Below are 20,201 nucleotides of genomic sequence, written 5' to 3'. Positions count from 1 at the left end.
ACTGTTAAAGAAATTTTATTGTTAAAAGTTACTTATTATTATTTTACTATAAATTGTCCTTATCACTTTTAGGTTATGAAGTTTTATAATTTCTAGCTTGTCATTTTTCATATTAGAATTTATTAACTAAAAAATAAAAAACCTTCAATACAAATTGAAGGCTAGATCATAAAGAAATTATTTAATTGTAGTAAATTCATATAAAACTAGTGTTTTACTTGCCATTTCTGAAAGAGTTTGAATTTCTACTGCAAATTCCTTGTTTGAAATATAATTTTGATAATCTTTGTGACTTGATCATCTTTCTAATAAAACAACTTCATTTTCAGCAGGCATACCATATTCAAACGATAAGTTCATTTCAAGCATGCGAGTTTTTTTAGTTAAAACTAATAAATAATCTAAAAATGGTTTTGCTTTTTCTGGGTTAATAACATATTTTGTTGCTCTTACAAAAATCATGTATAAAAACCTCCTTTTTTATTTTTTACCAAGTCTTCCGAACAACATAAAAGAAGCCGCCTGATTAATGTTATCAAATTTTTCGAAATTATCAATTAAATCAAGTGAAATTTTCGAAATTCCAAGCGCATTTCTCACTTCTTCCATTTTTTGCGGCATAACAATATTTAGGTATGTTGTAACTGCATAAATTCCATTTAATAAACGGACTAAAATGGCCTCAAGTCGATCTAAATCTTCTTTTAATGTTCATGGTTGAGTTAAATCAATATACTTATTAAGTTCACTTGATAGATTAATCGCAACTTTAAGTCCTTTGTCAATTTGGAATGCATCTAAATAAAGTTTAAATTCATTTAATGATGATTTGATTTTGTGTTCAATTTCAAGATCAAGATCGAAAGAACTCACTTTATATTTGAGTGGTTCTGCAAAAGAATTTGATTTCATTTTTAAACTACGAGATACTAAATTACCAAAATTATTAACAAGATCAGAATTAATTACTTCTACAAATCTTTCTTCACCAAATAAACCATCTTCACCTAAAATAATTTGCGAAGCTAGGTAATATTTAATCATTTCAGGATGATATCTAGACAATAAATCATATGGATCAACCACATTATTTTTAGATTTAGACATTTTTCCTGTTGGCGTTACAATTCATCCGTGTGATTGAATGTGATTTGGCATTCTTAAATTCAGTGCTTTAAGAAAAATAGGTCAATAGATCATATGAAATCTTGCAATTTCTTTCCCTAAAAGATGCACTATTTCTGTATTTGGATCTAATCAAAATTCATTAAATAATTCTGGTTGTGTTTTAAGATTTACATCATAACCTAAAGCTGTAATATAGTTGCAAAGCGCATCTAATCAAACATAAAGAGTATGTTTGAAATCTTCATCAATTTTAATCCCTCACTGTACATTCGTACGTGTAACTGATAAATCTTCTAAACCTTTACCAAGAAAGTTACTCATCATTTCTTTAACAATTTTTGCTGGACGAACAAAATCTGTATGAGTTTCAATGTAGTTAATTAATCAACCTTCAAATTTTTTCATATTGAAAAAATAGCTTTCTTCAGAAACTAAAACTAATTCATGGTCACTTGTTGGATGATAAAATTTTCCATCCCTTTTAACTGCTTGTGATTCAGTTAAAAATTCTTCATCACTAACTGAATAAAGACCTTGATATTTGTCCTTATAAATAAAATCGTTTTTTAAGAAGTAAGAAAAAATATGTTTTACAGATTCTTTGTGGTGTTCATTGGTTGTACGCGAATAAATATCATATTCAATTCCAAAATCTACTCACATTTTTTTATATTTAAGGCAAAGAGCGTCTACAAATTCTTGTGGTGTCTGATTGCTTGCTTCTGCTTTTTGTTGAATTTTTTGACCATGCTCATCGCTTCCTGTTAGAAAAAGAACTTTATAACCAGACATTTTTTTGTAATTAGCAAGTGTTCATGCTAATGTTGTTGTGTATAAATGCCCTATGTGTAAGTTTCCGCTTGCATAATAAATCGGCGTTGTGATATAAAATTTTTTCATTTTTGCTCCTTTATTTTTTAGATTCAATTTTTAAAGGTTTATAGAGTTGTTTAATTTCTGGTAAGTAATCATGATTTTCAATATCATTATTGTCATGAAGATATAAGTTAGGTAAAAAATGAGTCCCTCACCCTGAACGGTAACGAGCTTCAATTAAAACAAATTTAGGCTTTTCTTTGGCTCGAGTTAAAATTTGTTGAATTCTTTTTGGCTCAAAATGGTATTTACGTAAAAGTTCAAAAGCATCAACCATTCTTTCAACCGGAAGAACAAGTGATAAAAATCCTTTTTGTTCGATAATTTTTGATGCCCCGAAAATTAATTGTTCCAAATTAAGATGTATTTCATGAGTAGCAATTAACTTTTCTTTGGAAATATCTTTTTTGACTTTAGTTTTATCAAAAGGATAAAATGGAGGATTAGCAAAAATTATTTCGTATTTGGGTAAAGCTTTTTTGGTATGTGCTTTTCAAAAATTATTAAAATCATCGCAAATCACATTAATTTGAGAGTCTAAATTATTCATTTTAATATTTTCAATTGCTAATTTAGCGGCTTTTTCTTGAATTTCCAATGCATCAATTGAAAGCGTTTGCAATCTAGATGCCACAAAGATACTTAAAGCACCATTATTTGCACCTATTTCTAATGCTCGTTTCATTTTAGAATTTAAATAGATAAAATTACCAAGTAAAATTGTATCAACAGAATAATTAAACATTGTTTTATCTTGATAAACATATAAATCTGAATCAAAACCAAGAGAATTTTTAACTAAAAATGAATTATTTTTTGAATTGTTTTCTGTCATTTGATTTTTCAAAAGTTTTCTTTTGGTTATTGATTTTTTCTAAATTAGCTAAATAGCTTTCGTATTGATCAAGTAAAACACAATCAACTTTTCCTTCAACTAAATCCACACCAATAACAACAACTTCAACAAAGTCTCCTAAAGTAAAAGTTCTTTTTTCAGAAATAAATTTAGTTAAATTCTCATTTGGCTGATATTCACCATCAAAAAGATTAGCACGATGAACTAAACCGCTTGCTTTAAAGTCAAACTCGATAAAGAAACCAAAGTTTAAAATACTAAGAATTTGTGCTTTAAAGGTTTTTCCTACTTGATTTTTAAGATATTCGGCAAATTTGAGATCATTCACATTTCGTTCAATTTGAACTGCTTTTTGTTCGCTTTTAGTGTTTAAATCACCAAAAATTGGTAATTTATTACTGAATTCTTCTAATTTGTCTAAATTTTTATTAAGAATAAAGTTTCTAATAATACGGTGAATGATAAGATCCGGGTATCTACGGATAGGACTAGTAAAATGGCAATAAAAATCACTTGCTAACCCAAAATGCTTAATATTATCTGGAGAATAAATTGCTTTTTGCATTGTTCTTAAAAAAAGTAATTTCACAAAGTCATCATTACGGTTTGCTTTGACATATTCAACTAATTCACTAAATTTTTGTGGGGTAATATTTTTATAATTTAAATCACCCATTGATAATCCAATTACACTTAATGAGTTTTTTAAATTTTCTAATTTATCGGCATCAGGTTTCTCATGAACTCTATAAAGAACTGGTAGTTTATTATCATATAAATATTTAGCTACAGTTTCATTAGCACGAACCATAAAATCTTCAATTAAAACTTCTGAAAAACCACGTTTATTAATAATAATTTCTTTAACTGAACCATCATCATTAAGTTTAATTTTAGGTTCATCGATTTCAAAATCTACATAACCCTCTTTAATTTTGTAATTATGTAAAATTAAACTTAATTCTCTTGCCTCATTAAGCATATTTTTAAGTTTCGAAAGTTCTTGTTTGTCACTATGTGTTTCGTTGATTTGTCCTGTTTCAAAATATTTATCAACTTGTTTATATGTGAGTCTGAATTTTGAATTAATAATACCTTCAAAAACTTCAGTTTTAACTGTATTACCATTTAAATCGATTTCCATTTCACAACCTAAAACAAAACGATCTTCATTTGGATTCAATGAACAAATACCATTTGAAAGTTCCACTGGAAGCATCGGAATTACACGATCAACTAAATAAATACTAGTTCCTCTATTTAAAGCTTCCTGATCAATTTCTGTACCTTCTTGAACATAATATGAAACATCTGCAATATAGACACCTAAAAAATAGTTTCCGTTTGGTAATTTTGATACTGTGATAGCATCATCAAAATCTTTAGTATCATCCCCGTCGATTGTTACAATCATCTCGTTACGAAGATCTTTTCTGTTTTGAATATTTTCATTTTGAATCGTTGAAGGAATTACATTAATTTCATTATTTAAAATCTCTGGAAAATCTGTTGGAGCTTTAATTTGCTCTAAATAAGACTTAACAAAAACCATTGGGTCTGCTTCGTTTGTAATTACACGATCGATACTAATTAAAATAATTTTATCTTCATATTTTAGTATTTTAGCGACAACTAAATCATTTAATTTGGTTGGAACTACTGATTGAAAAATTTTATATTGAATAGTTTTATAACGTTCATCAACAGGAACAAAATATGTATTTTGATTTTTTTGTTTGATAAAACCAACTATTTCGTCATTTCCTCTTTCAATAATTTGAGTTACAACTCCATGTGTTAAATCTTGTTGTTTGCTTTTTGGATTCACATAAACATTAACATAAACAGTATCTCCATTAATTGCTCCATTAAAATTAAAGTTCTTAACAAAGACGCTTTTCTTTGTTTTGTTTTCTTCATCAATGTCATAATCAACAAAACCAAAAGCTCCTTTTGCTGACACGTTTAAAACACCTGTAATGCTTTCTTTGAGAATTGGAGCATAGTATTGATCCTTGTTGTTTTTGAAAATCTTGTATTCTTTTAAAAGTTGAGATAACACATTAGTTAAATCTTTATTATTACGTACAGAAATTCTAAAATGTTTTGCTATATCTAAGAATGAGCACGATTCAAATTTTTGAATATACTCATAAATTTTTTCTTTATTCATTGATATTTTCTTCCTTTCAGTGTGGACATTTATATAAAGTGATAAATATTTTTGTATATAAATTTTAATGTATTTTAAAATAAATTTGTAGATTATACTTATTTCTTAATTTTACAAAATAAAAACTACCTTCGCGGTAGTTTCGGTCTTAAAAAAGATATGGTGCGCGAGAAGGGACTCGAACCCTTATGCCGAAGGCACTAGAGCCTAAATCTAGCGTGTCTGCCAATTTCACCACCCGCGCAAACATTTCAAAAATAAAAAAAAAGCTTAATGCTTAATGGTGCCGTCTATAGGACTCGAACCTACGACCTACTGATTACAAGTCAGTTGCTCTACCAACTGAGCTAAGACGGCTAATGGTGGAAGATGAGGGGCTCGAACCCACGACCTCCGCCTTGTAAGGGCGATGCTCTCCCAACTGAGCTAATCTTCCAAAATGGCAGTCTGTACGGGGATCGAACCCGTGCATGCATGGATGAAAACCATGTGTGTTAACCGCTTCACCAACAGACCATAAATGGCGCCGATTATTGGGATTGAACCAACGACCAACTGGTTAACAGCCAGCTGCTCTACCGCTGAGCTAAATCGGCAAATTTACTTGTGATATTATTATATACTTTTTTAAAAAAAGTCAATAATAATTTTTTATTTTTTTATCTCAGCTTTAATTGCTTCAACTTGCTTAATTATTATAACAAAGAAAAAATAAAACAAAGCAAAAAAATATTTTTTTATTAAAAAAGCCGCTTTGAATTAAAGCGACTATAAAGAAATTAAGCAACGTACTTTTCTGGGTGTAATTCTTGCATTTTTTTGATAAAGTCTTTTTTATCCATTTCACCATATTTATTCATAAGTTCAACACACTCTTCATATTCAGCTAATGCTCATTCAGTGTTTTCAAACCCACCAACTGATGTAATGCCTGGTCTTTTTCAATTTTTATATGTACTAAAGAATGTTTCAACTGTTCTTAAGAATGGTTCAGGTAAATCATTGATGCTATTAATGTGATCAAGTCTATAATCATCTGCATGGACAGCAATAAGTTTTGTGTCTGTTTCACCATCATCAATCATTTTCATTGCACCAATTATTCTAGCATTTAAAACAACGCCAGGAATAAAAGTTTCTTCAGAATAAAGTAAAACATCAAGTTCATCTCCATCTCAATCTAATGCATTTGGAATAAACCCGTAATTACATGGATATTTAAAGTCTCCTCTTAAAATTCTATCAACTTCAATTTCTTTAGTTTTTCTATTATATTCATATTTAATTTTTGAATCTTTTTGAATTTCAATTTTTACTGTAACAATATTTTTCATAAATTAATGATATCAAAAAACAAAGAAAATAAGATGCATATTTAATAATATGTGTTAAAATAATTAAGCACTAAAAAAATAGTGTAATTAATGCATATAAAAAAATAAAAAATATTTTTGTTTTTTTGATAAATTGTATTATAATTATTAAGCAAACAAAAAAGCCCAGGTGGCGGAATGGTAGACGCAAGGGACTTAAAATCCCTCGGTAGCAATACCGTGCTGGTTCAAGTCCAGTCCTGGGCACCATAATGTGCGTCCTTAGCTCAGCAGGTAGAGCAAATGGCTTTTAACCATTGGGTCAGAGGTTCGAATCCTCTAGGACGTACCATTTCAGAAATGGCCAGAATAACTCGCAAGAGTTATTTTTTTTATACTTTTACTATTTAATTTGTTTGATGTAATCTAATTTGAAAAACAACTAGGAAATTGTATCTTTGTTTCATCTATTTCAATTGATTTAATAAGTTGTTTAAATGAATATTATAGTATTGTAGTGAGTTAAGTAATAATATTTTAAAGTATCATTTTTTAGTTATTTAATTCAATAATAAGAGCGAAATTTATTAGCTATTTTAATTTTAATGCTGCATTGATGTAGTTATAACTAAAATAATTCTTATTAAAAAAGAAAATAAAAAAAAGCCCGTTTGGGCATTGCTTTTTCAAAACTGAATAGTAAATAATAATTCATTAAAATGTCTTGAATAAACATCTTAACTTTTAAACCTATCAATTTATTAGTAATGGTCAGCTGAATGTATTACTACACTTACACTTCCATCCTATCAACCTTGTCGTCTACAAGGAATTTCAAGGGAATACTTATCTCTGAGGAGGCTTCCCACTTAGATGCTTTCAGCGGTTATCCTTTCCGTACTTAGCTACCCAGCTATGCTCCTGGCGGAACAACTGGAACACCAGCGGTACGTCCACTCCGGTCCTCTCGTACTAAGAGCAGCTCTCATCAATATTCCAACGCCCACATCAGATAGGGACCGAACTGTCTCACGACGTTCTGAACCCAGCTCGCGTACCGCTTTAATTGGCGAACAGCCAAACCCTTGGAACCGACTCCAGCTCCAGGATGCGATGAGCCGACATCGAGGTGCCAAACCTTGCCGTCGATGTGATCTCTTGGGCAAGATAAGCCTGTTATCCCCAGGGTAACTTTTATCCGTTGAGCGACTGCCGTTCCATGACGTACAGCCGGATCACTAAGTCCTGCTTTCGCACCTGCTCGACTTGTAGGTCTCGCAGTCAAGCACACTTCTACCTTTGCGCTCTACATACGGTTTCTGACCGTATTGAGTGTACCTTTGAACGCCTCCGTTACCTTTTAGGAGGCGACCGCCCCAGTCAAACTACCCACCACGCACTGTCCCCCCACCGGATAACGGCGGCAGGTTAGAAACTCAACATACCAAGGGTGGTATTTCAAGGACGACTCCATTAAGGCTAGCGCCTTAACTTCAAAGTCTCCCACCTATCCTACACATGTTAGGCCAAGTTCCAATACGAAGTTGTAGTAAAGCTCCATGGGGTCTTTTCGTCTTGATGCGGGTACCCAGCGTTTTCACTGGGACCATAATTTCACCGAGTCCATCGTTGAGACAGTTGAGAGATCATTGCGCCTTTCGTGCAGGTCAGTATTTAGCCGACAAGGAATTTCGCTACCTTAGGACCGTTATAGTTACGGCCGCCGTTCACCCGGGCTTCACTTCAACGCTTCGCATAAAGCTAACGCATCCGCTTAACCTTCGGGCACTGGGCAGGCTTCACCCCCTATACATCACCTTGCGGTTTAGCAGAGAGCTGTGTTTTTGATAAACAGTTGCCCCTCACAATTTACTGTGGCCAACTAGAAGTTGGCTCCCCTTCTCGCGAACTTACGGGGTCATTTTGCAGAGTTCCTTAACGATGGTTTTCTCGCGCGCCTTAGAATACTCATCTTGGGGACGTGTGTCCGTTCTCGGTACAGGTACCAGTTACTTTAACGTTTAGAAGCTTTTCTTGGAAGCATGAAATCACATAATTCGGAACCGAAGTTCCTATGCATCGTAGATTCCGGTTATAGAGTACGCATTTAACTATACTCACCAGTCGCTACTTACCCCCAAATCCATTAATGGGTAATGCTATCCTTCTCCGTCACTCCATCACTAGTAATAGGTAGTACAGGAATATTAACCTGTTGTCCATCGGATACGCTTTTCAGCCTCTCCTTAGGTCCTGACTAACCCTGGGTGGACGAACCTTGCCCAGGAAACCTTCCCCAATAGGCGTTGTGGATTCTCACCACAAATCGTTACTCATACCGGCATTCTCACTTCTAAGCGCTCCACCAGTCCTCACGGTCTGGCTTCGCCGCACTTAGAACGCTCCTCTAACGTGTTTTCACACCCGTAGCTTCGGTATCATGTTTTACTCCCGTTACATTATTGGCGCATGATCTCTTGACTAGTGAGCTATTACGCACTCTTTAAAGGGTGGCTGCTTCTAAGCCAACCTCCTAGTTGTTTATGAAATCACACAACCTTTCTGACTTAACATGATTTTGGGACCTTAGCTGACGATCTGGGTTGTTGCCCTCGCGAGCCGGGACGTTAGCACCCCGGTTCCGACTGCCTGATAATACACAATGGTATTCGGAGTTTGATTATAGTCAGTACCGCTAGGCGCGGCCATTCCATATTCAGTGCTCTACCACCAAAGTTTAACATCAGACGCTAGCCCTAAAGCTATTTCGAGGAGAACCAGCTATCTCCAAGTTCGATTGGAATTTCTCCACTATCCACAAGTCATCCGGGCACTTTTCAGCGTACTACGGTTCGGCCCTCCACTTGGGGTTAACCAAGCTTCAGCCTGCTCATGGATAGATCACATGGTTTCGGGTATATATCAACATACTAAACGCCCTATTAAGACTCGATTTCTCTACGGCTCCGTTTTTCTCCACTTAACCTCGCATGTTAACATAACTCGCCGGTCCATACTGCAAGATGTACGCCATCACTCATTAACGAGCTCTGACTAATTGTAAGTAAGCGGTTTCAGATTCTATTTCACTCCCCTCCCGGGGTTCTTTTCACCTTTCCCTCACGGTACTAGTTCGCTATCGGTGTCTGGTTAGTATTTAGCCTTACCGGATGGTCCCGGCAGATTCAGACAGGGTTTCACGTGCCCCGCCCTACTCAGGATACTATCAGAAGTCTTTGCTATTTCGCGTACGGGAGTTTCACCCTCTATGCTTTAGTTTCCCAACTAATTCTGCTATAACAAAGATTTGTAACTTCGTGTAGATAGTCCTACAACCCCGACTTATGTCGGTTTGGGCTCTTCCACGTTCGCTCGCCGCTACTAATGGAATCATTATTTATTTTCTCTTCCTGTTGCTACTAAGATGTTTCAGTTCACAACGTGTCTCGCAAATGCAACTATTTTATTCATTACATAGCAACTAGAAATTACTCTAGTTAGGTTTCCCCATTCGGAAATCCCCGCTTCGTAGCTTATATCCAGCTCCACGAGGCTTATCGCAGGTAATCACGTCCTTCATCGACTTCCAGACCCAAGGCATCCACCACAAACTCTTACTTATTTAAAAGTTGTAACAATATATGACCTATTGTTGATGTATATTCAAAGACATTTCAATAAATTATTATATTTAATAATAATTACTCGGTATCAATCAAAACAAATTAACCAATTTAATTTATTTATTTTATTTGATGTCGTTGTAATATCTTTACTATTCAGTTTTCAAAGAACAATTAGAGAGAAAGTTCTCTCAAAACTAGATATATCTATGGACTATTAACATAGTACATGTGTCATTGTAACAAATAATTTTAATAAAAATAGTCTTAAGTATCCTATTAATATAGGTAATGTACTCCGTAGAAAGGAGGTAATCCATCCCCACGTTCTCGTAGGGATACCTTGTTACGACTTAACCCCAGTCACCAGTCCTGCCTTAGGCGGTTGTTTCCGTAGTTAACAAAACCGACTTCGGGCATTACCAGCTCCCATGGTTTGACGGGCGGTGTGTACAAGACCCGAGAACGTATTCACCGTAGCGTAGCTGATCTACGATTACTAGCGATTCCGACTTCATGTAGTCGAGTTGCAGACTACAATCCGAACTGAGAACGGTTTTTTGAGATTTGCTCCACGTCGCCGTCTTGCTTCTCTTTGTACCGTCCATTGTAGCACGTGTGTTGCCCCACTCGTAAGAGGCATGATGATTTGACGTCGTCCCCACCTTCCTCCCAATTACTCGGGCAGTCTCCTTAGATCATCTAACTAAGGACAAGGGTTGCGCTCGTTGCAGGACTTAACCGAACATCTCACGACACGAGCTGACGACAACCATGCACCATCTGTCATTCCGTTAACCTCGACTATATCTCTATAGCTTTGCGGAAGATGTCAAGAGTGGGTAAGGTTCTACGCGTATCTTCAAATTAAACCACATGCTCCACCGCTTGTGCGGATCCCCGTCAATTCCTTTAAGTTTCACACTTGCGTGCATACTACTCAGGCGGATGATTTAATGCGTTAGCTGCGCCGATGGTTCCCATCAGCTAATCATCATCGTTTACGGCGTGGACTACCAGGGTATCTAATCCTGTTTGCTCCCCACGCTTTCGTCTCTCAGTGTCAATATGTGCCCAGTTAGCTGCCTTCGCCATGTTGGTGTTCTTCCTAATATCTACGCATTTCACCGCTTCACTAGGAATTCCGCTAACCTCTACACAATTCTAGTATGCCAGTATCCAACGCGATTTGGGGTTGAGCCCCAAGTTTTGACGTCAGACTTAACACACAACCTACAGACGCTTTACGCCCAATAATTCCGGATAACGCTTGCAACCTATGTATTACCGCGGCTGCTGGCACATAGTTAGCCGTTGCTTTCTGACAAGGTACCGTCAAGATCATGGCATTTCCTCCACGATTTTTTCTTCCCTTATAACAGCAGTTTACAACCCGAAGGCCTTCATCCTGCACGCTGTGTCGCTCCATCAGGCTTTCGCCCATTGTGGAAAATTCCCTACTGCTGCCTCCCGTAGGAGTCTGGGCCGTATCTCAGTCCCAGTGTGGCGGATCAGTCTCTCAACCCCGCTAAACATCATCGCCTTGGTAAGCCATTACCTTACCAACTAGCTAATGTTACGCACCCCGATCTTCTAGTGAAGCTTTAAAGCTCCTTTTATATATAGTTCATGCGAACCATATAAGTATCCGGCATTAGCGCTAATTTCTCAGCGTTATTCCAATCTAGAAGGCACGTTAAGTACGTGTTACTCACCCATTCGCCGCTAAGTTCCGAAGAACTCCGCTCGACATGCATGTATTAGGCACACAGCCAGCGTTCATCCTGAGCCAGGATCAAACTCTCGAAAAAATTGACTGTCATGTATTGTATATATCTAGTTTTCAAAGAACTTTTGTTTTAAAATGTTTGCTTAATTATTATACGTCACTTTTTTGAAAAACCAAAATAATTTTTTTATTTTTTTAACTTAAAAATATATAAACAGCAACATTTAGTTTTCAGTAATAAAGAAGAAAAAAATATCCCCATCAAAAGAAGATATTTATCATATAAATTATTTATTTTATAAGTTCACCAAAAAGACCGTTTTGTCTTTGCGCAACCGTTCATAAAAGTCCATCTTGTCCTGAATCTTTAAATCTATAAAAGTCAGCGATGTAAGCAATTTCTACACATATTAAAACAAGTAAAACGATGATCAATACTACAAGTAAAGCGATTCAAATTTTTCTTTTTTTGTTTGAAGATTGTTCAATATCTTTTTCTTGTTCTAATTCTTGCACTTCTGCTGTCATAATTATTCTCTCCTTAAAATTTGTAATTTTATTAAATAATAATAACAAATTTTTTATTTTTTTATTTAATTTTTAAAGTTTTATTTTATTTATCTCTAATAAATATATTATATAAAAAAAGTCCACATTTCAAAATGTGAACTATTTTGTAATTTAAAAATTAAGATAGAACAAATGGAAGTTTTCCTAAACCCATTAATACCATTATGATAAACACAATAAAAACAAGTAAAGCAACAGTAATTAAAATAATTTTTGAAAATTTAATGAAATTAGTTAGAAAGTATTTTTTAAAATAAAATCAAAACATAACTATCCTTTTGTTGCAACACCTTGTCTTGAAATTGCGTTCATAATTCTTTTTCTAATTACTGCATACACAACAATAAGAGGAAGGAGAACTAATATTGCCCCGGCCATTCTGATGTTTGTGAAAACTCTAGATGCTTCACTTCCTGTTTCGTTATCTTTTCCTGTTGAGAAAAGTCAAATCGATAAAAGTGGCGCATCAGCTTTACCATCATAAACTGTTGAAGGTCATAAGTAACTGTTTCATGATGCAAAGGCAGTTAAGATGGCAACAGTTCAAATTGTGGGTTTAATCATTGGGATAGCAATTTTAACAAAGAATTTTAATTCACTTGCTCCATCAATTTTAGCCGATTCTTTAACACTATCATTAATTGCCTCAAAAGCATTACGGAACATAAATCCTGAAAAAACAGAAGCAACAAATGGAATAGTTAATGTAATTAACATTCTAAACATGTCAGCTTTATCTTTTCACTCTAATTTTGAAACGATAATATATTGTTGTCAAAGCAATGCTAATTCAGGTAAAACAAGTAACGATAAAAAGAAGAATCACATTGCATTTTTAAGTTTTCATTGTTTTAAACTGAAAGCATAACCAAAAGTCATTGAAAAGAAAATTTTACCTGCAATACTAATTGCTGTAATTAAAGAAGTATATAGTAAAGCTTTACCATATCCTTCTTGAAATGCTTTAGCATAGTTTTCTCAGTGGAAAGAAATTTTGTTTGTATCAATTTCTCTTGGTATTAAGTGAATTTCACTTTTATCTAATGAAAGATCATTACTAAAAAGTGAGTTTGTAATCATGAAATAGAAAGGGAAAAGAACGATTGCTCCAAAAAACAAAATAACAACTAATTTAAAGAATAAAAGTAAAAGTTTGCTAACAATTTTTGTTGTTTCAACTGGGTTTGATACTTTTTCTTGTTTAGATTTTAAATTTTGTTTCAGAAACATTTGCTTTATTAGCAATTTTGTTGTAAACATATCTTTCTCCTTTCTTGTTTGCGATTGTGAAAATTGAAGCAATAAGTTTACGTAATGTAAATGAGACTACAATACCGATAACAACTAAATAAACCGAAAGAGCTCCAGCCATATAGAAGTTACCTTGGTCTGTAATGTAGTAGTAAATAAGTAACATTAAGGAACCACCACCATTATTAATAGCGTCTTTTGCTTGGTTATTGAAAATAGCAAGTGGGAATACCTTAATACCACCAATAAGACCAACTGTGATTAAAAATGAAATAGTTTTTTGAATTGAAGGCAACGTTACAAAGAAGAATTGTTTTGATTTGTAAGCTCCATCAATCGCAGCAGATTTGTATAATTGTTTATTAACACCTAACATAGCAGATGTTAAGATTAAGATTTGGAAAGCTAAGTTTCCTCAAACTCCACGAACAAGAATAACAACAAATGGTAATCACGATCCCATTTCACCAGATTTTAATCAAGGAATTTTACTTCCAAAAATCATATTGATCAATCCTCTGTCTTGAGTTTCTGTTCCACCAAAAAGGTAGTAGAAAGTAAGACCAACAGCAATAGCATTAGTTACATAAGGAAGGAAGAAAATTGTTTGTGCAGCTCCTCTTAAATATTTATTTACAATATGGAAAATGGACGAAGCAATTAATATTGAAATACATAACGAAATAGGTAAAGCTGCAATTGAGTAAACAAATGAGTTTCTAACAGCTATATAAAATTGTTGACCAGCTCTTTCGCTTGGATCTAAAATTTTTCTAAAGTTGTCGCTTGTTCAAACTGTTTCGTTGTGGAATCCTACTTTAGATTCAAAAGCAGTAATAATAGTTAAAATGAAAGGGATAATTGTGAAAAGTAAAATAATTAAAATAGAAGGAGTTAAAAGTAAAAAAGGTTTTCAAAAAGGTGCTTTAGCATCAATAATTCTTAAACTTGATTGTTTTTTTGCTACAGAGAATTTAGATCTAAAATATTGTCTAAATTTAAAACAAAATGTAGATAAATTAAACATAAATTCTTTCTGTTGTTTCTTTATCGAATAAGTGAAGTCTTGATACTTTAGCAATACTCATGTAGATTTCATCTCCTACAGAGTATTCGTCTTTTTTATTTAAGAAAACGTTAGCAATGATGTTAGGTTCTTCAAAAACAATTTGTGCTTGAATTTCTTTTCCTAAATACTCAACGTTTTTAATTTTACCTTTGAAAAGCGCTTCTTTTGCACTTGTTTCAACAAGGTTTTCTCCACGGATACCAACTCTAATTGGTTTGTTTGTCATTTTTGGAAGTGGCATAACTTCTTTCCCGTTAATAACAAGTTGTTCATTTGCAACAACAGCATCAAAAACAGACATTTCTGGCATACCTAAGAATTTAGCCACGAATTCGTTAGCAGGTTCTCTATAAAGTTCCATTGGTGTTCCCATTTGTTGAACTTGTGCCATTGACATACAAATAACTTTGTCACTAATTGACATAGCTTCTTCTTGGTCGTGAGTAACGAACACTGTAGTGATTTTGCTTTCTTGTTGTAACTCTCTAATTCATTTTCTTGTTGAAATTCTAAGTTTTGCATCAAGGTTTGAAAGCGGTTCGTCTAATAATAAGATTTTTGGTTTTTTAACAAGAGCACGAGCAATAGCAACACGTTGTTGTTGTCCACCACTAAGTTGTGTAGGTTTTTTAGCTAAATTTTTAGTAATATCAACACGTTCTGCAACTTCTAAAACATCTCTTGCAATAGCTTCTTTCATTGAAATCATATCTTTTGATAAATCTTTAATTTCTTTTTGTAATTCAATTGGTAATGTAAGAATGATCTCGTTAAGTTTTTTGCTTACGTTCATTTTGTTGTAAGAAACTTGAGCGCTAGCAAAAATTAAATCAGCAAGTTCTTTTTGAGCTTTTCTAAAATTATTTTCATTTAACTTATTCTCTGACTTCATTTGTTTTTCTGAAGTAGAGATAATTTCATTGATTTTATGATTTTTAGCAAGTTTTTTCATAAAACTTAATTGAATATCTAAGTTTTTAAGAATTTTATTGTGTTTGCTTTTTACATAACTAAAGAAGTTTTTGTATAGAGCTTCGTTGATTTTGTTTAATAAGCTAATTTCGTAACCATAAACAATTTCTTTTGGAGAAAAACCAACGTTTTTTTCATAAACTTTAGATTTATATTCTTCAAGCTTAACAAAAAGGTCATCTCTAATTTTGTAAGCTTTTTTAATGTATTCATCTAAATTATTTAAATATTCTTTTTGAATAAAGTCTAAGTGAACAACAGTTTTGAAAAATTTTGCAACTGGTAATTTTGCAACATTTTCACAAAATTCAACTTCGTGTTTGTATTGTTGAACGATATCGTCATTTTCAATTTTTGGTAATGATTCTAATGTAAGAATTGGTGTCTCTTTAAGAGCAAATAAAAGATTTTTTTCTCTTTGTAAAATATCGTTAAGTGTGTAATTAAATTCAACTAAAAGAGATGAAATTTCTTCTTGTTTATTTTTATAAATATTTGTAATTTCTTCTTTAATTACTAAAGGTTCAATTTCAGATTTAATGTGTTTTTGTGCAAGAGTTTTTTCATTAAACATCTTTGCTTTTTTGTAAGACTCTAATGAATCTTTAACAATAAAGTTTTTATCTGCAGCAGCTTTTGATTCTGCAATTTCAACTAAATTAGCTTGGTTTTGATAAATATCTTCTCTTCTAGTTTTTAAATTTAAAAGAGCAACACGGTTTTGTTCTTTAAGTGTATTTCTAATTTCAAAACTTTTTTCTACATTGTTAATAATTTCTGGATCAATATTAAAATGTTTAGCAATTAAAACTAAAATAGTTTTGTTTGCTTTGTCATAATTTAATTTATAAGTGTCTTGTCAGTGTTGGTCATTATAAAGTGGGAATGCAATGTTATCAAAAACATTCATGTGTGGATATAATGCATAGTTTTGAAACACTAATCCAAGTTCTCTTTGTTGAGGAGAATATTTTGTAACATCAATTCCACTAAAGTAGATTTTACCGCTACTTGGTTTTAAAAGTCCTGAAATAGCATTAAGAGTAGTAGTTTTACCACTACCACTAGGTCCTAAAAGTGTAACAAGTTCACCTTGATTAATTTTAAATGAAACATTATCAACAGCAACAGATGTACCAAAATCAATTACTAGGTTTTTGATTTCAATAGCTGGGGTTGATAAATGTTTTTTATTTTTATTTTCCATATTTTCCTTTCATTAGGATAAAAATTCAAAATTAAGAGAATTTAATTTGACTAATTTTAAATATACCGTTTATCTTGTAAAAATTACTATTTGTTTTTAAAGATCTAAATTCAGATTCGTCAGGAAGCATTAAGAAATCTTTTGAATCTGAATAGATGTTACCATGTTCTCCGTAAAATTTCGATAATTCAAGAGGGGTAGAAATTCTAGAAGAAATAGAATTTGGATATTTAGATTTAATTGATTCAAAAACTTCTTGTGAATAAAATCCTTTTTGTTGTTTGATTCCATAATTAAATGCATTGACAATATAAGGCATTACAAGTGCACCAAAAGAGTCGCTATTTTCTTGTTCAGAATCAAGTTCTGTTTGTTTTTTATAGTTTGAAACTTCTGTATTTGTTAATCTTGGTAAGGTATAACCATTTTTAAGCATCTCTAATGAGAATAATTTTCATTGATTTGTTGTTTCATCTTGGAAAAGAATGTGGGCAACACTTCTTTCATATGATTTATCTGCTCAGTTATCTGAAATTAATTTAACTTTCTTTCCAACAGGTAAAAGTTTTCTAGCGTATTCTGTATCAAAATGCGATAAAGAACGTTCAACTCTATTAATTTCAAGTTTATTTCTTAAATCATTTAATTTTGCTGTTTTTTGTTGAGCCGTATTGTTATCTCCACTACTTTTTGCTTGTGCAATTTCGTTTTCTAAATTTTTGAAAATTTGATCAATTTCTGCTTGAGGTTTCTCTTCTTGTTTTCTATTTTCTGCTAAAACAAATTCTGTTATAACATATGCTTCCGGAGTGTCAATAAAAGGAATACGAATATTAAGTTCTTGAGTGCTAAAAGCATTAGATTTACCAGCTTGCTCGTTAGCTTTTTCAATACTTTCAAATGTAACTTTTACTGTATCACCATCAATAACATGCGAAATAGTTGCATCAACAGCTTTATAAAATTCTCAAAAAGTTTTTGTAACTTCTGTTTCTTTTGATGTTCAAGGATCGAAAACACTATATGTAATATTTTTGGAAAAAAATGCATCTATACTTTCAAAATATTGATCATTTAATAACATTGATTTTGATTCTTTATCTTGATTTTTATCACTATTATTTTCAGATGTACATTTTGTAGCAATAACTAAAGATGTTGCAGGTATAAGAAAAACACTTGCTGATAGAGCAAGGATTTTTCTGTATTTTTTAATTAATTTATTCATTATTAATCAACTTTAATAGCTTTAACAAAAGTTTTTAATTCATCTTCGAATTTTTGTCCACCTTTGTTATCGACTCTGTTTACAATAGCTTTAGCTGCAGCTGTTATGTTTTTTCTTACAATGTCAGCGTTTGGTGTTCCAGGATCTTCAACTAAAAAGTTGTGTGTAGGATCTGATGTAATCGATTTGAAAGCTTCAAACATTTCATGTTCAATTGTTCCTGCTTTAGCATAATTTCCATATGGTTGAGCAAAGAATGTCTTTGTAGTAGATAAGTAATTTCCGTGTTTATTGAAAATATCAAAAGGTGACATATTTTGATAAGTTTCATTTTTTGTATCTGAAACAGCAATTTGAATAGAAGGAATTGTGCCTGTTAAGAATCATTCAAGGAATCTTTTTGTTGATTTATCTTCTTCATCATTTGCGTGAATTCCAATAATAGATGGCCCTTGACCTACATAGTAGTTATTTGATTCTGTAGCTGAAGATTTTGGAGGCGCCATTAATGAATATGTATCTTCTGGGTTTACAAGTGTATTGTTACTTTGAAGTGATACACGAATGTCTTCTGAATCAATGATGTATAAATCTTTATCTTTTCCTCTGAAATCTACAGTTCCAACATATTTACTTTTATCACTTAATTGAATGTTTTTAAGAGTAACAGTTCCATTAGCATGTGTTATAACGTTATTGTCAGCGTCAGCAAAGAAAATTACAAAGTTAGTTTTATCTCCAACAGATTTAATAACTTCGTCTTGTGTGGCACCTTTAGATTTTGCATTGTGGTTTCCAGCATTTTTATTAATTCCTGATAAGTATACGTGATTTGTGTAAGTTCCATCAATGAAACCTAATGATTCAATGTCTTGTGAATTTTTAACTTTGAGAAGACCTTTAGAAACAAAGAATTGAACAACTTTTTTATCTTCGCCAGTTAAAAGTTTATCAAGCTGAGTTTGTTCTTGTGTTTTTAAAACAGTAATTTCAGATGGTGTTTCACCTTTACTACTAATTGTATTGTATGAAAGTCCAGCACTTGAACCTATTGTAAATAAGTATTCGTGTTTTTGGAATCTTGTAGATCCATAAGAACCATCACCACCAACTTGAAGTGCATGTAGATTAATTACTTGGAAGAATTTACTAAATACACTTTGGAGTTCATTGTATTCTTCTGTACCTGCAGTTACATATGATTTAAAGTCAAATCCACCATAGACTTCTGTACCAGCAGCATTTGTTTTAGGGAATAAATTTTTACCATCTTGAGCAACTCTTGTGTAAAAATCGTTTGGAAGAGCATCTGTTGATGCAATATAATCTACTCCTCCATTTCCATGTTTAAAGAAACTTCTAACAATTACAATAAATTTAAGATAATCATCTGTTGTTTTAAACACATTATCAGTAATTGTGTATCCATTTCTTAAAGTTGCACTTGAATTTCAAGTAGTTTCGTTAAAAGCTTCTACTGGTCATTTTTGAAGAATAACAGCTTTTTCGCCTTCAGAAGCAGCTTCTCAAGCTTTTAATGCCTTTTGAATAATTGGACTAGCTTCTGTATTATCAACAGTAGCACCTTTTTCAATCATTCTTGTTAAAACACTTCCTAATAATGGTAAGTTTATTGTTAAAACAGATGTTGATTTAGAAATTGGAAGAACAACAGTTTCTCCATTTTCAATACCTGCAATGTTTTTGTTAATTTCTAAAAATTGTGGAGCAATAGTATTTAAACCATTAATTCCTGTAAAGTCTAATTGCATTCTGAAAGATGCAATTTGTGAAGCAGCAGCTGGATAGTTAAAAATTAAGTTTCCAACAGCTCCTGTTTTATCTGCAGCTTTAAGTCCTTGAACCAATGCAGATGTTGAATAACCTGAAGTTTTTTCTCATTTAACAGGATATTCACCTTTATACCCTGAATTTTCGTCTTTAAGAACAGTGTTGTTATAGTAATCGATAAGAGCTTGTAAAGCACGACCTTGTCTGTTTGTACTTGAAAATCCTGCTGAAACGTTAATAGTCCCATCGTTTCTTTGCTCATAACGTTGAGCTCCGCCAGCACAAGCACCTGATAAAATTGGTGCAAATCCTAGTGCAGCAGAAGCTGTTGCTAGTAAAATTTTGAATTTTGCTTTCATATTTTCCTCTCGAATTTAATTACATTATTTAAATACATAGTATATTATATATTATC

At 32.7% G+C, this 20,201-nt stretch carries 11 protein-coding genes, 7 tRNA genes and 2 rRNA genes; 2 read left to right on the top strand and 18 right to left on the bottom strand.

The genetic code is table 4. From position 1 onward, the window contains the following. Positions 1 to 177 precede the first annotated feature (177 nt). The 10 genes from EXC46_RS00830 to EXC46_RS00785 all read right to left on the bottom strand — a co-directional run bounded on the left by EXC46_RS00830 (position 178) and on the right by EXC46_RS00785 (position 6,367). Positions 178 to 462 (bottom strand): putative quinol monooxygenase, encoded by a 285-nt coding sequence (locus tag EXC46_RS00830; RefSeq protein ID WP_027333571.1) that lies wholly within the window; start codon positions 460 to 462, stop codon positions 178 to 180. A gap of 18 nt (positions 463 to 480) precedes the next feature. Then, positions 481 to 2,028, bottom strand: coding sequence for a methionine--tRNA ligase (gene metG, locus EXC46_RS00825; RefSeq protein ID WP_027333572.1), 1,548 nt, complete (start codon positions 2,026 to 2,028; stop codon positions 481 to 483). Positions 2,029 to 2,038: 10 nt separating this feature from the next. Next, a complete protein-coding gene (locus tag EXC46_RS00820; protein WP_027333573.1) occupies positions 2,039 to 2,839 on the bottom strand; it encodes a tRNA1(Val) (adenine(37)-N6)-methyltransferase in 801 nt (266 codons plus the stop codon). Next, positions 2,814 to 5,033, bottom strand: a complete 2,220-nt coding sequence (gene rnr / locus EXC46_RS00815) for a ribonuclease R (protein ID WP_027333574.1) — start codon at positions 5,031 to 5,033, stop codon at positions 2,814 to 2,816. Before rnr ends, EXC46_RS00820 begins: the two co-directional genes overlap by 26 nt. A gap of 160 nt (positions 5,034 to 5,193) precedes the next feature. Then, a tRNA-Leu gene (locus tag EXC46_RS00810) sits at positions 5,194 to 5,277 on the bottom strand. Between the two features lie 37 nt (positions 5,278 to 5,314). Beyond that, positions 5,315 to 5,390 (bottom strand) — tRNA-Thr (locus EXC46_RS00805). A gap of 3 nt (positions 5,391 to 5,393) precedes the next feature. Further along, positions 5,394 to 5,469: transfer RNA gene (locus EXC46_RS00800), tRNA-Val, on the bottom strand. A 4-nt stretch (positions 5,470 to 5,473) separates the two neighbouring features. Further along, positions 5,474 to 5,549: transfer RNA gene (locus tag EXC46_RS00795), tRNA-Glu, on the bottom strand. A gap of 5 nt (positions 5,550 to 5,554) precedes the next feature. Next, positions 5,555 to 5,629 (bottom strand) — tRNA-Asn (locus EXC46_RS00790). Between the two features lie 183 nt (positions 5,630 to 5,812). Then, positions 5,813 to 6,367 carry an inorganic diphosphatase gene (locus EXC46_RS00785; RefSeq protein WP_027333575.1) on the bottom strand — a complete coding sequence of 185 codons (555 nt, stop codon included), beginning with the start codon at positions 6,365 to 6,367 and terminating at the stop codon, positions 5,813 to 5,815. A 163-nt stretch (positions 6,368 to 6,530) separates the two neighbouring features. Between EXC46_RS00785 and EXC46_RS00780 the strand changes: the two genes are divergently transcribed. Both EXC46_RS00780 and EXC46_RS00775 read left to right on the top strand, forming a co-directional pair. Next, a tRNA-Leu gene (locus EXC46_RS00780) sits at positions 6,531 to 6,616 on the top strand. A 6-nt stretch (positions 6,617 to 6,622) separates the two neighbouring features. After that, positions 6,623 to 6,698 (top strand) — tRNA-Lys (locus tag EXC46_RS00775). 388 nt (positions 6,699 to 7,086) lie between these two features. Here EXC46_RS00775 and EXC46_RS00770 read toward each other — a convergent pair. The 8 genes from EXC46_RS00770 to EXC46_RS00730 all read right to left on the bottom strand — a co-directional run bounded on the left by EXC46_RS00770 (position 7,087) and on the right by EXC46_RS00730 (position 20,145). Beyond that, positions 7,087 to 9,974: ribosomal RNA gene (locus EXC46_RS00770) — 23S ribosomal RNA — on the bottom strand. Positions 9,975 to 10,273: 299 nt separating this feature from the next. After that, positions 10,274 to 11,780 (bottom strand): 16S ribosomal RNA (locus EXC46_RS00765). The 16S and 23S rRNA genes sit together here, the layout of an rRNA operon. 209 nt (positions 11,781 to 11,989) lie before the next feature. Continuing rightward, positions 11,990 to 12,226 carry a hypothetical protein gene (locus EXC46_RS00760; protein ID WP_027333643.1) on the bottom strand — a complete coding sequence of 79 codons (237 nt, stop codon included), beginning with the start codon at positions 12,224 to 12,226 and terminating at the stop codon, positions 11,990 to 11,992. Between the two features lie 312 nt (positions 12,227 to 12,538). After that, on the bottom strand, positions 12,539 to 13,498 hold the full coding sequence (locus EXC46_RS00755) for a carbohydrate ABC transporter permease (RefSeq protein ID WP_223211550.1): 960 nt from the start codon (positions 13,496 to 13,498) through the stop codon (positions 12,539 to 12,541). Next, a complete protein-coding gene (locus EXC46_RS00750; protein ID WP_044888899.1) occupies positions 13,470 to 14,546 on the bottom strand; it encodes a carbohydrate ABC transporter permease in 1,077 nt (358 codons plus the stop codon). The genes EXC46_RS00755 and EXC46_RS00750 overlap by 29 nt, the downstream gene beginning before the upstream one ends. Continuing rightward, a complete protein-coding gene (locus tag EXC46_RS03720; protein WP_044888898.1) occupies positions 14,539 to 16,767 on the bottom strand; it encodes an ATP-binding cassette domain-containing protein in 2,229 nt (742 codons plus the stop codon). Before EXC46_RS03720 ends, EXC46_RS00750 begins: the two co-directional genes overlap by 8 nt. A gap of 31 nt (positions 16,768 to 16,798) precedes the next feature. Further along, positions 16,799 to 17,995, bottom strand: coding sequence for a hypothetical protein (locus EXC46_RS00735; protein ID WP_027333641.1), 1,197 nt, complete (start codon positions 17,993 to 17,995; stop codon positions 16,799 to 16,801). A gap of 2 nt (positions 17,996 to 17,997) precedes the next feature. Then, positions 17,998 to 20,145, bottom strand: a complete 2,148-nt coding sequence (locus EXC46_RS00730) for a P68 family surface lipoprotein (RefSeq protein ID WP_129622109.1) — start codon at positions 20,143 to 20,145, stop codon at positions 17,998 to 18,000. Positions 20,146 to 20,201: the final 56 nt, after the last annotated feature.

The sequence above is a fragment of the Mycoplasmopsis glycophila genome (assembly GCF_900660605.1).
In the GTDB taxonomy this organism is placed as follows: Bacteria; Bacillota_I; Bacilli_A; order Mycoplasmatales; family Metamycoplasmataceae; genus Mycoplasmopsis; species Mycoplasmopsis glycophila.
The sequence above is the reverse complement of the archived record's forward strand: the minus strand, read 5'-3'. Positions and strand labels throughout refer to the sequence as shown.